At 63.5% G+C, this 13,247-nt stretch carries 10 protein-coding genes and 1 riboswitch; of the genes, 5 read left to right on the plus strand and 5 right to left on the minus strand.

The features are described 5' to 3' along the window. Positions 1-11 precede the first annotated feature (11 nt). Together msbA and hldE are read left to right on the plus strand one after the other, a co-directional pair. Complete coding sequence (gene msbA / locus HU750_RS04835) at positions 12-1,820, plus strand: lipid A export permease/ATP-binding protein MsbA (RefSeq protein WP_186677324.1); 1,809 nt, start codon at positions 12-14, stop codon at positions 1,818-1,820. A 130-nt stretch (positions 1,821-1,950) separates the two neighbouring features. Then, positions 1,951-3,372 (plus strand): bifunctional D-glycero-beta-D-manno-heptose-7-phosphate kinase/D-glycero-beta-D-manno-heptose 1-phosphate adenylyltransferase HldE, encoded by a 1,422-nt coding sequence (hldE, locus tag HU750_RS04840; RefSeq protein ID WP_027592495.1) that lies wholly within the window; start codon positions 1,951-1,953, stop codon positions 3,370-3,372. Between the two features lie 160 nt (positions 3,373-3,532). Here the strand turns inward: hldE and HU750_RS04845 are convergent, their stop codons facing one another. From HU750_RS04845 to HU750_RS04860, 4 genes are all read right to left on the minus strand, one after another. Continuing rightward, positions 3,533-4,501 carry a hypothetical protein gene (locus HU750_RS04845; RefSeq protein ID WP_027592496.1) on the minus strand — a complete coding sequence of 323 codons (969 nt, stop codon included), beginning with the start codon at positions 4,499-4,501 and terminating at the stop codon, positions 3,533-3,535. Positions 4,502-4,538: 37 nt separating this feature from the next. Beyond that, complete coding sequence (locus HU750_RS04850; RefSeq protein ID WP_085272294.1) at positions 4,539-5,351, minus strand: aldo/keto reductase; 813 nt, start codon at positions 5,349-5,351, stop codon at positions 4,539-4,541. Then, on the minus strand, positions 5,348-6,523 hold the full coding sequence (locus HU750_RS04855) for an NAD(P)/FAD-dependent oxidoreductase (RefSeq protein ID WP_027592498.1): 1,176 nt from the start codon (positions 6,521-6,523) through the stop codon (positions 5,348-5,350). The genes HU750_RS04850 and HU750_RS04855 overlap by 4 nt, the downstream gene beginning before the upstream one ends. A gap of 161 nt (positions 6,524-6,684) precedes the next feature. Continuing rightward, on the minus strand, positions 6,685-7,017 hold the full coding sequence (locus HU750_RS04860) for a DMT family transporter (protein WP_008095055.1): 333 nt from the start codon (positions 7,015-7,017) through the stop codon (positions 6,685-6,687). A gap of 85 nt (positions 7,018-7,102) precedes the next feature. Between HU750_RS04860 and HU750_RS04865 the strand changes: the two genes are divergently transcribed. Together HU750_RS04865 and waaA are read left to right on the plus strand one after the other, a co-directional pair. Beyond that, positions 7,103-7,993 (plus strand): LysR family transcriptional regulator, encoded by an 891-nt coding sequence (locus tag HU750_RS04865; protein WP_027592499.1) that lies wholly within the window; start codon positions 7,103-7,105, stop codon positions 7,991-7,993. Between the two features lie 11 nt (positions 7,994-8,004). Beyond that, positions 8,005-9,276, plus strand: a complete 1,272-nt coding sequence (gene waaA, locus HU750_RS04870; RefSeq protein ID WP_186677327.1) for a lipid IV(A) 3-deoxy-D-manno-octulosonic acid transferase — start codon at positions 8,005-8,007, stop codon at positions 9,274-9,276. Between the two features lie 150 nt (positions 9,277-9,426). On the opposite strand, the gene HU750_RS04875 is transcribed toward waaA, so the two are convergent. Beyond that, positions 9,427-10,863, minus strand: a complete 1,437-nt coding sequence (locus tag HU750_RS04875; protein WP_027592501.1) for a TolC family outer membrane protein — start codon at positions 10,861-10,863, stop codon at positions 9,427-9,429. A 161-nt stretch (positions 10,864-11,024) separates the two neighbouring features. Further along, a riboswitch (TPP riboswitch) is annotated at positions 11,025-11,131 on the plus strand. Between the two features lie 160 nt (positions 11,132-11,291). Between HU750_RS04875 and thiC the strand changes: the two genes are divergently transcribed. Beyond that, entirely contained in the window at positions 11,292-13,172 is a 1,881-nt protein-coding gene (gene thiC / locus HU750_RS04880) for a phosphomethylpyrimidine synthase ThiC (protein ID WP_186677330.1), read from the plus strand. Positions 13,173-13,247: the final 75 nt, after the last annotated feature.

A 13,247-nucleotide genomic window follows, 5' to 3' on the forward strand; every position in this document is an offset into this window, starting at 1 on the left:
CGAGCTCGATGATGGCCGAAACACCGCGAACCGCGGAGCATACCTCCAGCCTGAAGATCTACTTCCGGCTGCTGAGCTACGTGAAACCCTATGCCGGCATTTTCCTGCTGAGCATCGTCGGTTTCGTGATCTTCGCCTCGACCCAGCCGATGCTGGCCGGGATCCTCAAGTATTTCGTCGATGGCCTGAGCAATCCGCAAGCGGTGTTGTTCCCTACCGTGCCTTACCTGCGCGACCTGCAACTGCTGCAGGCGGTGCCGCTGCTGATCATCCTGATCGCGGCCTGGCAGGGGTTGGGCTCGTTTCTGGGCAACTACTTCCTGGCCAAGGTTTCCCTGTGCCTAGTGCATGACCTGCGTGTCGAGTTGTTCAACAAGTTGCTGGTGTTGCCCAACCGCTACTTCGACAACCACAACTCGGGGCACCTGATCTCGCGCATCACCTTCAACGTGACCATGGTCACCGGCGCTGCGACCGACGCGATCAAGGTCGTGATCCGCGAAGGCCTGACGGTGGTCTTCCTGTTCGCCTACCTGCTGTGGATGAACTGGCACCTGACCTTGGTGATGGTTGCCATCCTGCCGGTGATTGCGGTGATGGTCAGCGTTGCCAGCAAGAAATTCCGTAAGCAGAGCAAGAAGATCCAGGTGGCCATGGGCGACGTGACCCACGTTGCGTCCGAGACCATCCAGGGCTATCGCGTGGTGCGCAGCTTCGGCGGCGAGGCTTACGAACAGCAGCGTTTTGGCCGCGCGAGCCAAAGCAATACCGACAAGCAACTGCGCATGACCAAGACCGGCTCGCTGTACACGCCGATGCTGCAGTTGGTGATCTACACCGCCATGGCGGCCTTGATGTTCCTAGTGCTGTACCTCCGTGGTGACTCGACCGCCGGTGACCTGGTGGCCTACATCACCGCGGCTGGCCTGCTGCCGAAACCGATCCGCCAGCTGTCCGAAGTCAGCTCGACCATCCAGAAGGGCCTCGCCGGCGCAGAAAGCATCTTCGAACAGCTCGACGAAGAGCCCGAGGTAGACACGGGCACCCTTGAGAAGGCGCAGGTAGAAGGCCGTCTGGAAGTGCGTAACCTCAGCTTCACCTACCCCGGCACCGACCGTGAGGTGCTGAGCGATATCAGCTTTGTTGCTGAACCGGGGCAGATGATTGCCTTGGTAGGCCGCTCCGGCAGCGGCAAGTCGACCCTGGCGGCGTTGATTCCGCGCTTCTATCACCACGACAAAGGGCAGATTCTGCTCGATGGCGAGGAGATCGAGAACTATCGCCTGCGTAATTTGCGTCGCCATGTGTCCCAGGTCACTCAGCACGTCACCTTGTTCAACGACACGGTGGCCAACAACATCGCCTACGGCGACCTGGCCGGTGCACCGCGCGAGGACATCGAGGCGGCGGCTGCCGACGCCTATGCCAAGGAGTTCGTCGACAAGCTGCCGAAGGGCTTCGATACCGAGGTTGGCGAGAACGGCGTGTTGCTGTCCGGCGGCCAGCGCCAGCGCCTGGCGATTGCACGTGCATTGCTCAAGGACGCGCCACTGCTGATCCTCGACGAGGCGACCTCGGCGCTGGATACCGAGTCCGAGCGGCATATCCAGGCCGCACTGGATCACGTGATGGAAGGGCGGACCACCTTGGTCATCGCCCACCGCCTGTCGACCATCGAGAAGGCCGACCTGATTCTGGTGATGGACCAGGGCCGCTTAGTAGAGCGCGGTACCCATGCCGAGCTGCTTGAGGCGAATGGCCATTATGCCCGCCTGCATGCGATGGGCCTGGATGAGCCGGCCAAGGCCGATATCACCTGAACCTCTTTGATCGGGGCCTCGCCGGCCCCGATTGTCACCGGAATTTTCAAGGGCCCGATCTGGCCATAAAGCCGTCGCTTGCCCTGTGCTAATATCCTGCCCCTGTTCATTATTTTCATATGGGTTGCCCATGAAGTTGTCCATGCCGCGTTTCGATCAAGCCCCGGTACTGGTGGTCGGCGATGTCATGCTCGACCGCTACTGGCATGGCGGTACTTCGCGTATCTCGCCTGAAGCGCCAGTCCCGGTGGTCAAGGTCGATCAGATCGAGGATCGCCCCGGCGGCGCGGCCAACGTTGCCTTGAACATCGCCGCCCTGGGCGCGCCGGCGTCGCTGATCGGTGTTACCGGCCAGGACGAGGCCGCCGACAGCCTGGCCAACAGCCTGCAAGCTGCAGGCGTGCGCTCGGTGTTCCAACGCATCGCACACCAGCCGACCATCGTCAAGTTGCGGGTGATGAGCCGCCACCAGCAACTGCTGCGTATCGACTTCGAAGAACCGTTCGCCACCGACCCGCTGTCGTTGGGCGCGGAGGTCGACAGCCTGCTCGATGGCGTCAAGGTGCTGGTGTTGTCCGACTACGGCAAAGGTGCGTTGAAAAACCACCAGAGCCTGATCCAGGCTGCACGCGCCAAGGGCATTCCGGTGTTGGCCGACCCCAAGGGCAAGGATTTTTCCATCTACCGCGGTGCCAGCCTGATTACCCCGAACCTCAGCGAGTTCGAAGCCATCGTTGGCCGTTGCGCCGATGAGGCGGAGCTGGTCGCCAAGGGCCTGCAGCTGCTGCTGGACCTCGACCTGGGCGCCTTGCTGGTCACCCGTGGCGAGCATGGCATGACCCTGCTGCGTACCGGCCAACCCGCATTGCACTTGCCGGCCCGGGCGCGTGAAGTGTTCGATGTGACCGGTGCCGGCGATACCGTGATCTCTACCCTGGCGGCAGCCATCGCGGCCGGTGAAGAACTGCCACACGCGGTTGCCTTGGCCAATCTGGCTGCGGGCATCGTGGTGGGCAAACTGGGCACGGCGGCAATCAGCGCGCCTGAGCTGCGCCGGGCGATCCAGCGCGAAGAAGGTTCCGAGCGCGGTGTGCTGGGCCTGGAGCAACTGCTGCTGGCGATTGATGATGCGCGTGCGCACAACGAGAAAATCGTCTTCACCAACGGCTGCTTCGATATTCTGCATGCCGGCCACGTCACCTACCTGGAGCAGGCGCGGGCCCAGGGCGATCGGCTGATCGTCGCGGTCAACGACGATGCGTCGGTCAGCCGCCTTAAAGGCCCAGGTCGCCCGATCAACAGCGTCGACCGCCGCATGGCGGTACTGGCGGGGCTAGGGGCGGTGGATTGGGTGATCAGCTTCCCGGAAGGTACGCCGGAAAACCTGCTGAGCCAGGTGAAGCCGGATGTGCTGGTCAAAGGCGGCGACTATGGTATCGACCAGGTGGTCGGCGCCGACATCGTCAAGGCCTATGGCGGGACCGTGAAAGTGCTCGGGCTGGTTGAAAACAGCTCGACCACGGCGATTGTCGAGAAGATCCGCAAGCATTGATGTACCTGCGCACTGCGCGGTCCTTGTACCTGCACAATGCGCGGTCATTGTAGGAGCAGCCTTGTGCTGCGAAGAGGCCGGTGACAGCACCCTCAATCTATGGTGCTTTCACCGGCCTCTTCGCAGCACAAGGCTGCTCCTACAGGGCGCGCGCGTGAATTTATTTGTTCAGCGAGGTCCGCGCCCGCGCTAGCAGCGCCCGTGCCTTGTCGCCAAACCGCTGCAGGTGTGAAGCCCGCCCTGGCTTGGCCTCCACCAAGCCCTGCTGCTTCACCCAATCCCGCCAGCGAATCCGCTCATCGGTGACCACCCAGCCTTCTTGCCGGGCAAAGCTCTCTGCCAAGTAAAGCCCGCGCGTGCTCGCCGGCACCAGCTCGTCCTTTTTCAGCGTATAGAGCTCGGCCAACGGTCGGCCTTCTTCCAATGGCATCAGGTACAGGTCTGGGCGCTTGCGATTCAGCCGGGCCACCAATTGGTCACCTTCCAGGCGTTCGTCGACATGGAACAAGCTGAGCTTTTTGGCGTCCTTGGGCACCTGCAGGCGCATGTCATAGATCAGCTGCAACGAGGCAGTCGGCAGGTGCACGTAAGCCCGTGGTCGCTCCAGCAGCATCAGCTTGCCGCAATGCACCGGCCGTGCCGCGCCAGACTCCGGCGTCAGCACAAAAGGCAGCGCTTCGCGGTAGTGCAGTGCGGCGGCGTAGGGCGCCGGTAGCCAGGTATCGTTGAAGCGCCCGCCCAGCCAGCCTTCCGGCGTTTCCAGCAAACACTCCTCGGCCACTTCCTGGACGGCGGTGTGCAGCGGCAAGTTGAGCTCTTGAGCGGGGACGTAGCCTGAAATCAGCTTCAGCACCACGTCGCCACGGTCCTGGCGCCGCTGGCGCACCAGTACCCAGTAATCACGGTTTTGCCAATGCAGGGTCAGGCGTACCGAAACGCCCAGGTTGGCCAGCTCGGCCACGAAACGCTGAGTGTCGGGCAATTGGATGGCCCTGCGCCGCTGTTGGGTCTGGGCGAAGTTCAGCGGCATGCCGATGCTCTGGTAGACCAGGCCTTCGGCAGTTGCCTCGACATGCAGCGGCAGTGTCTTGAAGTTGCTCGGGTTTTTGCGGATCAGCGTACGCGGCACGAGGTTCCTCCTCCTGTCGGACGCCCGCGAGGGCGGCTCAATGCTGGCCCAGAATTCGGGCCACGGTGGCCACGTTATGGGCCAGGTGCAAGGGATTGATGGTGCCGACGATAGCACTGCTGACCCCCGGGTGGGAGAACAGCAGCTCGAAACTGGCCTGCACCGGGTCAACCCCAGGCGCCAGGCAGATGTGCCCGCTGGCCAAGGCTTTTTTAACCAGAATCGCCTTGCCGTGCTCGGCAGCGTAGTCCAGCACCGGGCGTTCTGCCTGCTCGTTCAGGTTGTAGGTGACCATTGCGCAGTCGCCCTGTTCCAGGGCTTTGAGGCCGCCAGCGACGGTCTTGCCGGACAGCCCGTAGCCGAGGATCTTGCCTTCCTGCTTGAGGGCGGCCAGTGTCTGGTAGACCTCTTGCTGTTCGAGGATGGCCAAGTCATTGCCGTCGGAATGCACCAACACAAGTTCGATGTGGTCGGTTTCCAGCAGGCGCAGGCTGCGTTCGACCGAGCGGCGGGTATGGGCGGCGCTGAAGTCGAAGTGGGAGAGCCCGTTGTCGAATTCTTCGCCAACCTTGCTGACGATCACCCACTCATCACGCTGGCCGCGCAGCAGCGGGCCAAGGCGCTCTTCGCTGCGGCCATAGGCCGGGGCGGTGTCGATCAGGTTGATACCCAGTTCGCGCGCCTGGGCCAGCAGCATGCGGGCCTCGTCATCGCCGGGGATGGTGAAACCGGTCGGGTACTTCACGCCTTGGTCGCGGCCCAACTTGACCGTGCCCAGGCCCAGGGGCGAAACGGTGAGGCCGGTGCTGCCCAGGGGGCGATGGAAGTCGTGCAGGGTCGGCAGGCTCATGGCAGCAATTGCTCCCAAGCAGGTACGCCCAGCGCAGGGCGTGGCAGGCCAGAGAGATCGGCTTGGGCACTGGGGCGTATGCCATCGCGCTCAAGCTTGGCGATTACCCGGTCGCTGAAGTCCGGGGCCAGCGCCAACTTGGTCGGCCAGCCCACCAGCAGGCGTTGCTGGTCGGCAATAAACGCGTTGTCCGGGCGTACCAGGCCCGACTGTGCCGGTTCGGCACGGTCGACGCGCAGGGTGGCCCAGCGAATCTGGCTTTGGTCGACCCACGGCAGCAGGTTGCCGATTTCCTTTTGCGCCGCGGCAATCTGCGCGGCAGGCTCACGCGCTACGCCATCGGCCTCGGCCAGGTCGCCGCCGAGGTACCAGACCCACTGGCCATCCGCCGCCGGGTGGGTGGTAATGGTGACCCGTGGCTTGGGCCCACCGCCCAGGCAGTGTGCATACAGCGGCTTGAGGTTCGGCCCCTTGGCCATGACCATGTGCAGCGGGCGACGTTGCATGGCCGGCTGGCTCAGGCCCAAGGCGTGCAGCACGTCTTCGGTGCCGGCGCCGGCGCTGAGCACGATACGTTGCGCACGGATTTCACGGTCGTCCACGCGCAGGCCAACCAGCTCATCGCCGTCACGCAGGGGTTCGATACGTTCGCCGGCGAGCAGGCTGTCGCCGGCCAGCTCGGCCAGGTTGGCCAGCAGGCTGGGCACGTCGATGACCAACTCGGCCAGGCGATAGACCTTGCCCTTGAAGTCGCGGTCCTGCAGGGCAGGTGGCAGTTGCTCACCCTTGACCTGATCGACGCGGCCGCGCACGGCCTTGCTGGCGAAGAAGCTGGTGAGGTTGCCGGCCAGGGTGCCGGGGGACCAGAGGTAGTGCGCGTCGGACAGCAGGCGGGTCTTGCCTAGCGGCAGCTCACCGTCGCCCGCCAAGGCCTCGCGCCAGCGTCGCGGCATGTCGGCGATCGCTTCCGAGGCGCCGGTCAGGGCGCCGTGCAGGGCGTACTTGGTGCCGCCGTGGATGATGCCCTGGGACTTGATGGTCTGCTCGCCACCCAGGCTGGCGCGTTCCACCAGCACGGTCGAATAGCCCTGGCGGCGCAACCGGGCATTGAGCCAGAGGCCTGCGACCCCGGCGCCGACGATCAGCACGTCAGTGGAAATGGCGGTTGGCATGGCGGTACCTCGAAGACTGGGACAGCTGGCAAGTATACAGGCTATACCTGAGACGGCCCTATCGCCGGCAAGCCGGCTCCCACAGGTACGGCGTTGAGTCAGAGGCCAATGCTACCCCTGTGGGAGCCGGCTTGCCGGCGATGAGGCCAATTCAGGTTGCATCAATGCCCGGCAGTTTTCGAAAACAGCTGAATCACAACCACCCCGCCAACGATCATCGCCATGCCCAGCATTGCCGGCACATCCAGCTTCTGCCCGTAGATCACCAGCGCTGCCACACTGATCAGCACAATCCCCAGCCCCGACCAGATGGCATATGCGATACCCACCGGAATGCTGCGCACCACCAGGGTCAGCATCCAGAAGGCAATGCCATAACCGACCACCATCAACAGCAATGGCAACGGCGTGCTCAGGCCCTTCACTGCTTTCATTGAGGCAGTGGCGATGACTTCGGCGCAGATGGCAATAGCGAGGTAGGTGTAGGCGTTCATGGCAATTCTCCGGTGACTGGTCGGGCATTCTAGACGCCACCTGGATGCGGTAAAGTCATTACCTATCACCATGGGAGATAGGTTGATGGCGGAACACTGGAACCTCGACCAACTGCGGACCTTCGTCCGCGTCGTCGAGCTGCGCTCGTTCTCCGCCGTTGCCCGTGAGCAGCGCAAAGCGCAGTCGGCAATCAGCACTGCAATCGCCATGCTTGAAGCCGACCTGGGCGTGACCCTGTTCGACCGCAGCAGCGGCCGCCAGCCTAAGTTGACCGAAAACGGTACCGCGCTGTTGGAGGACGCCCGCGAGCTGCTGCGCCAATGCGAGCGCCTCGACGGCCGTGCGCTGGCCCTGATGCGCGGGCAGGAAGCCCTGCTGCGTGTCGCCCAGGACGAGGCCATGCCCTATCAACCGGTGATCGACAGCCTCGATGAACTGGCCAGCCGTTACCCGTACCTGGAAGTGCAACTGGCCAGCGGCGCCCAGGGCGATGTGGCGCGCAAGCTGGTCGAGCGGCGTGCCGACCTTGGCCTGTTCTTTCATCACGAAAGCATGCCGGCATCGCTGGAGCGTCGCGCCTTGGGCAGTGTGGAAATGGTCACGGTGTGCGCAGTCGGCCATCCACTGGCGCAGCAGGCCAAGGTCAACCGCCAGCAGTTGGCGCGCCATCGCCAGCTATTGATCGCCCCGCAACAGAGTGGCTACCCCGGCGGCGAGGCGATCAGCCCGCAGATCTGGCGTGCCGACAGCTTCTACGCCATGGCCGAGCTGCTGATGCGTGGCCTGGGCTGGGCGTGGTTGCCCCGGCACGTGGTGCAGTACCCCACTTACCAGGCGCACATGGTCGAGCTCGCCAGCGAGTGGCGGCCACCGGCACTGGTCGTAGAACTGGCTTGGCGCCGTGACGAGCCATTGGGGCCTGCCGCGCAATGGCTGGCCGAGCGCTTTGCGGTGCACCTGCGCGCGATCGGGTAAACTTCGCCGCCATGAACAGAACTCTTTATACCTTGCTGTTTCACCTGGGCCTGCCGCTGGTTGCGCTGCGCCTGTTCCTGCGGGCGCGCAAGGCACCGGCCTACGGCCAGCGCATCGGCGAGCGCTTTGCCTTCGGCCTGCCGCCCATGCGCCAGGGCGGCATCTGGGTGCATGCGGTGTCGGTGGGCGAAAGCATTGCCGCCGCGCCCATGGTGCGGGCGCTGCTGAAGGCCTACCCAGGCCTGCCGATCACGCTTACCTGCATGACCCCGACCGGGTCGGAGCGCATTCGTGCGATGTTCGCCGATGAACCGCGTGTGCAGCATTGCTACCTGCCCTACGATCTGCCGTGGGCGGCTGGGCGTTTTCTCGACCATGTGCAGCCGAAGCTGGGCATCATCATGGAAACCGAACTGTGGCCTAACCACATTCACCAGTGTGCCACGCGTGGCATCCCGGTGGCGCTGGCCAATGCGCGGTTGTCCGAACGCTCGGCCCGTGGATATGGGCGTTTTGCCACGTTGACCCGGCCGATGCTCGCCGAGATGAACCTAATCGCGGTACAGACCGAAACCGAAGCGCAGCGCTTTCGCGACCTGGGCGCGCGCCCTGAATGCGTGCAGGTGACCGGTTCGATCAAGTTCGACCTGAAGGTCGATGACCAGTTGCTGCCGCGCGCCAAGGCGCTGCGCGAGCAATGGGGCGCCAGCCAGCGCCCGGTATGGATTGCCGCCAGCACCCATGAAGGTGAAGACGCGCTGATCCTGCAGGCACATCAGAAGCTGCTGCAGGTGCACGGCGATGCGCTGCTGATCCTGGTGCCACGCCACCCCGAGCGGTTCGATGCAGTGCATGCCCAGTGCAGCGAACAGTTCACCACCGTGCGCCGCTCTGCCGGCACCCCGGTCGATGACCAGGCCCGCGTGCTGCTTGGCGATACCATGGGCGAGTTGCTGTTCCTCTACGCCCTGGCCGACATCGCCTTCGTCGGCGGCAGCCTGGTCGCCACTGGCGGGCATAACCCGCTCGAGCCCGCAGCACTGGCATTGCCGGTGCTCATGGGGCCGCATGTGTTCAACTTCCTGGAGATCAGCGCGATGCTGAAGGACGCCGGGGCGTTGCAGCAGATCGAAGATGCCGACGGGCTGGCCGAGGCGGTGCGGCGGTTGATCGAGTTGCCGCAGGATCGCCAGCGCATGGGCGAGGCGGGCAGGGCGGTGATGCGGGCAAACCAGGGGGCACTGCAGCGCTTACTGGATGGGCTGGGCGCGCTTATTCGCTGACGCCTGCATTGGTTTTCCTGGCCCTATCGCTGGCAAGCCAGCTCCCACAGGGACTGCACATGGCTTGAGGCCAGTGAAGAGCCTGTGGGAGCTGGCTTGCCAGCGATAGGGCCATCAAAAACAACCCGGCCTGTGAAGTGTCCCCCTATCTCAGGGCCTGCGCTCGAAGTTCTTCGCCGCCGCCGCCGCCAGGTCCGGTGGCAGGAAGTCCTTGTCCGGGTTGTAGTCCGGCTTCAGGTAGCGCCCCAGGTCTTGCAGGTCTTGCGGGCTCAAGGTTCCCGCCGCCTGCTTCAGGCTCAGGTTGTCGAGAATGTAGTCATAGCGGCTGTTGTTGTAATCACGCACCGAGGTGTACAGCTGGCGCTGGGCGTCGAGCACGTCGACGATGTTGCGGGTACCGACCTGGTAGCCGATTTCGGTGGCTTCGAGCGCGCTCTGGTTGGAAATGATCGACTGTTTGCGTGCCTGCACCTGTTCCACATCGGTGTTCACCGCGCGGTGCAGGTTGCGGGTGTTTTCCACCACCTGGCGGCGCAGGCTCTCGCGCTGTTGCTCGCTCTGGCTCAGGCGCTGGTAAGCCTCGCGCACTTGCGAGCTGGTCAGGCCGCCACTGTAGATCGGGATGTTCAGTTGCAGGCCGATACTGGTCTGTTCCACATCACTGCCATAACGTACGTTTGGCTGCGCGGGCGAGTTGGTGAAGCCCAGGCTGTCGTTATCGCCTTTCTGGTATTTGGCGACCGCATCCACGGTTGGGGCATGCCCGGCCTTGCGCTGGCGCAGGGTTTCTTCGGCGGCATCGACGGCGTAGTTGGTCGCCAGCAGGTTGAGGTTCTGGCGGGCGGCGGTTTCTACCCAGGACTTGGCGTCATTGGGCGTAGGCACCTGGATCGGCAAGGTGTGGACCACACCCTGGATCGACGAGTACTCGCGGTTGGTCAACGTCACCAGCGCCTCGAAGGCATCCTGCACCTGGCGTTCGGCGATGATCCGGTTGGCCCGGGCCGTGTCGTAGCTGGCCTGGGACTGCAAGACGTCGGTCTTGTCGGAAAGGCCCACGTCGAAACGTTCGTTGGACTGGTCGAGCTGGCGCTTGAAGGCGGATTCCTCGGCCTTGGTCGCGGCCAGGTTGTCCTGGGCCCGGAGCACCGCAAAGTAGTTTTGCGCGGTCTGCAGAATCAGGTTCTGCTCAGTGGCAGACAATTCCAGCGCCGCCTGTTCGTTGACCGCCTCGGCCGCCTGCAACTGGAACCAGCGGTCGGCACGGAACACCGGCTGCGCCAGGGTGGCGCTCCAGGAGTTGCCGCTGCGGTTGGCGGTGAGGGACGGCTCGTCGAGCTTGGTGCGGGTGTTCATCATCTCGGCACCCGCCGACAGGTTCGGCAGCAGGCCGGCGCGGGCCTGTGGGACGACTTCGCGGCGGGCGCCATAATCGGCGCGGGCTGCCGCAAGATCGGCGTTGTTGTCGACCGCTTCCTGGTAGACGCTGACCAGGTCGGTTTTAACCGTCATGGGCATTTCTGCTGCCCAGGCCATTCCGTTGGACGCACAAGACACGGCTATCGCCAGTGAGAGTTTGCGCAGCATAGAGGCAATCCTTGTACGAAATATAATTACTGAACTGTTGAGTATCGAGCGATGCGCCAGTGTAGTGCCATGCGACCCCGGCAACAATCGCCCAGTGCGCCTTTCATCATCACCCGCATTTACCCGCTTGGCTTTGCCGACCACTCCAGTCTAGACTGCGCATGTTCTTGTCGGGGTGCCTTGAAGCAAAGGCTGAGATCGCAAAGTTGCGGATCCCGTTGAACCTGATCAGGTTAGCGCCTGCGTAGGGAACAAGATTGCTCGCCTTCCCGGGGAGCCTCTTGTGCCAGGTCCGGGAATGTCTCAGCTGCAAGCAGCTTACGGCACCCCCATGTATCCGGCACTGCACACCCGTAAAGGGGTGCGTCCGCGTCTTTCAGGTTCTCCCCGACATTCCATCCGCTAGGAAGCTGTCTGGAGAGCCCGTGATGAGCAAACAAGAAAAAACGATCAACCTCAGCGAATCGGCACAAGTCGATCAGCAGTCCGTGCAACCGTTCCCCCGTTCGCGCAAGGTCTATGTCGAAGGCTCCCGCCCGGACATCCGCGTGCCCATGCGCGAAATCAGCCTGCACGACACCCCTACCGATTTCGGCGGCGAGACCAACGCCCCGGTGCTGGTCTACGACACTTCCGGCCCCTACACCGACCCTAACGTCATCATCGACGTGCGCAAAGGCCTGGCCGACGTGCGTTCGGCCTGGATCGACGCGCGTGGCGACACCGAGCGCCTGGGCGGCTTGAGTTCCGACTTCGGCCAACAGCGCCTGAACGATGCAGAGCTGGCCAAGCTGCGCTTCAACCACGTGCGCAACCCGCGCCGCGCCAAGACGGGCGTCAACGTCTCGCAGATGCACTATGCCCGCCAGGGCATCATCACCGCCGAGATGGAATACGTTGCCATCCGCGAGAACATGAAACTGCAGGAAGCCCGCGCCGCCGGCCTGCTTGACCAGCAGCACGCGGGCCACAGCTTCGGCGCCAACATCCCGAAAGAAATCACCCCCGAGTTCGTCCGCGAAGAAATCGCCCGCGGCCGCGCGATCATCCCGGCCAACATCAACCACACCGAGTTGGAGCCGATGATCATCGGCCGCAACTTCCTGGTGAAGATCAACGGCAACATCGGCAACAGCGCCCTGGGCTCCTCGATCGAGGAAGAAGTGGCCAAGCTGACCTGGGGGATTCGCTGGGGTTCGGACACGGTCATGGACCTGTCCACCGGCAAGCACATTCATGAAACCCGCGAGTGGATCATCCGTAACTCGCCCGTGCCGATCGGTACCGTGCCGATCTACCAGGCCCTGGAAAAAGTCGGCGGTGTCGCTGAAGACCTGACCTGGGAGCTGTTCCGCGACACCCTGATCGAGCAGGCCGAGCAGGGGGTGGACTACTTCACCATCCACGCCGGTGTGCTGCTGCGCTATGTGCCGCTGACCGCCAAGCGCGTTACCGGCATCGTCAGCCGGGGCGGTTCGATCATGGCCAAGTGGTGCCTGGCGCATCACCAGGAAAACTTCCTGTACACCCACTTCGACGAAATCTGCGAAATCATGAAGGCCTACGACGTCAGCTTCTCGCTGGGCGACGGCCTGCGTCCGGGCTCGATTGCCGACGCCAACGATGCTGCGCAGTTCGGTGAGCTGGAAACCCTCGGCGAGCTGACCAAGATCGCCTGGAAGCACGACGTGCAGTGCATGATCGAAGGCCCGGGCCACGTGCCGATGCAGTTGATCAAGGAGAACATGGACAAGCAGCTCGAATGCTGCGACGAGGCGCCGTTCTACACCCTTGGCCCGCTGACCACCGACATTGCGCCGGGTTACGACCACATCACCTCCGGTATCGGCGCGGCGATGATCGGCTGGTTCGGGTGCGCCATGCTGTGCTACGTGACGCCCAAGGAACACCTGGGCCTGCCGAACAAGGATGACGTCAAGACCGGCATCATCACCTACAAGATCGCCGCCCATGCCGCCGACCTTGCCAAAGGCCACCCGGGCGCGCAGATTCGTGACAACGCCTTGTCCAAGGCGCGTTTCGAGTTCCGTTGGGAAGACCAGTTCAACCTTGGCCTCGACCCGGACACCGCCCGCGCGTACCACGACGAAACCCTGCCCAAGGAATCGGCCAAGGTCGCGCACTTCTGCTCGATGTGTGGGCCGAAGTTCTGCTCGATGAAAATCACCCAGGAAGTGCGTGAGTACGCCGCCAAGATCGAAGCCGTGGACGTGACGGTTGAAGAAGGCATGCGCGAGCAGGCCGAGCGGTTCCGCCAGGAAGGCAGCCAGTTGTACAAAAAAGTGTAAGGCAATCCGTCACCACCGTGGGAGCGGGCTTGCCCCGCGAAAGCGTCAGCTGGGCCAGCGCGATTGGTAGGCCAG

Source organism: Pseudomonas sp. SWRI50 (assembly GCF_014269095.1).
In the GTDB taxonomy this organism is placed as follows: Bacteria; Pseudomonadota; Gammaproteobacteria; order Pseudomonadales; family Pseudomonadaceae; genus Aquipseudomonas; species Aquipseudomonas kermanshahensis.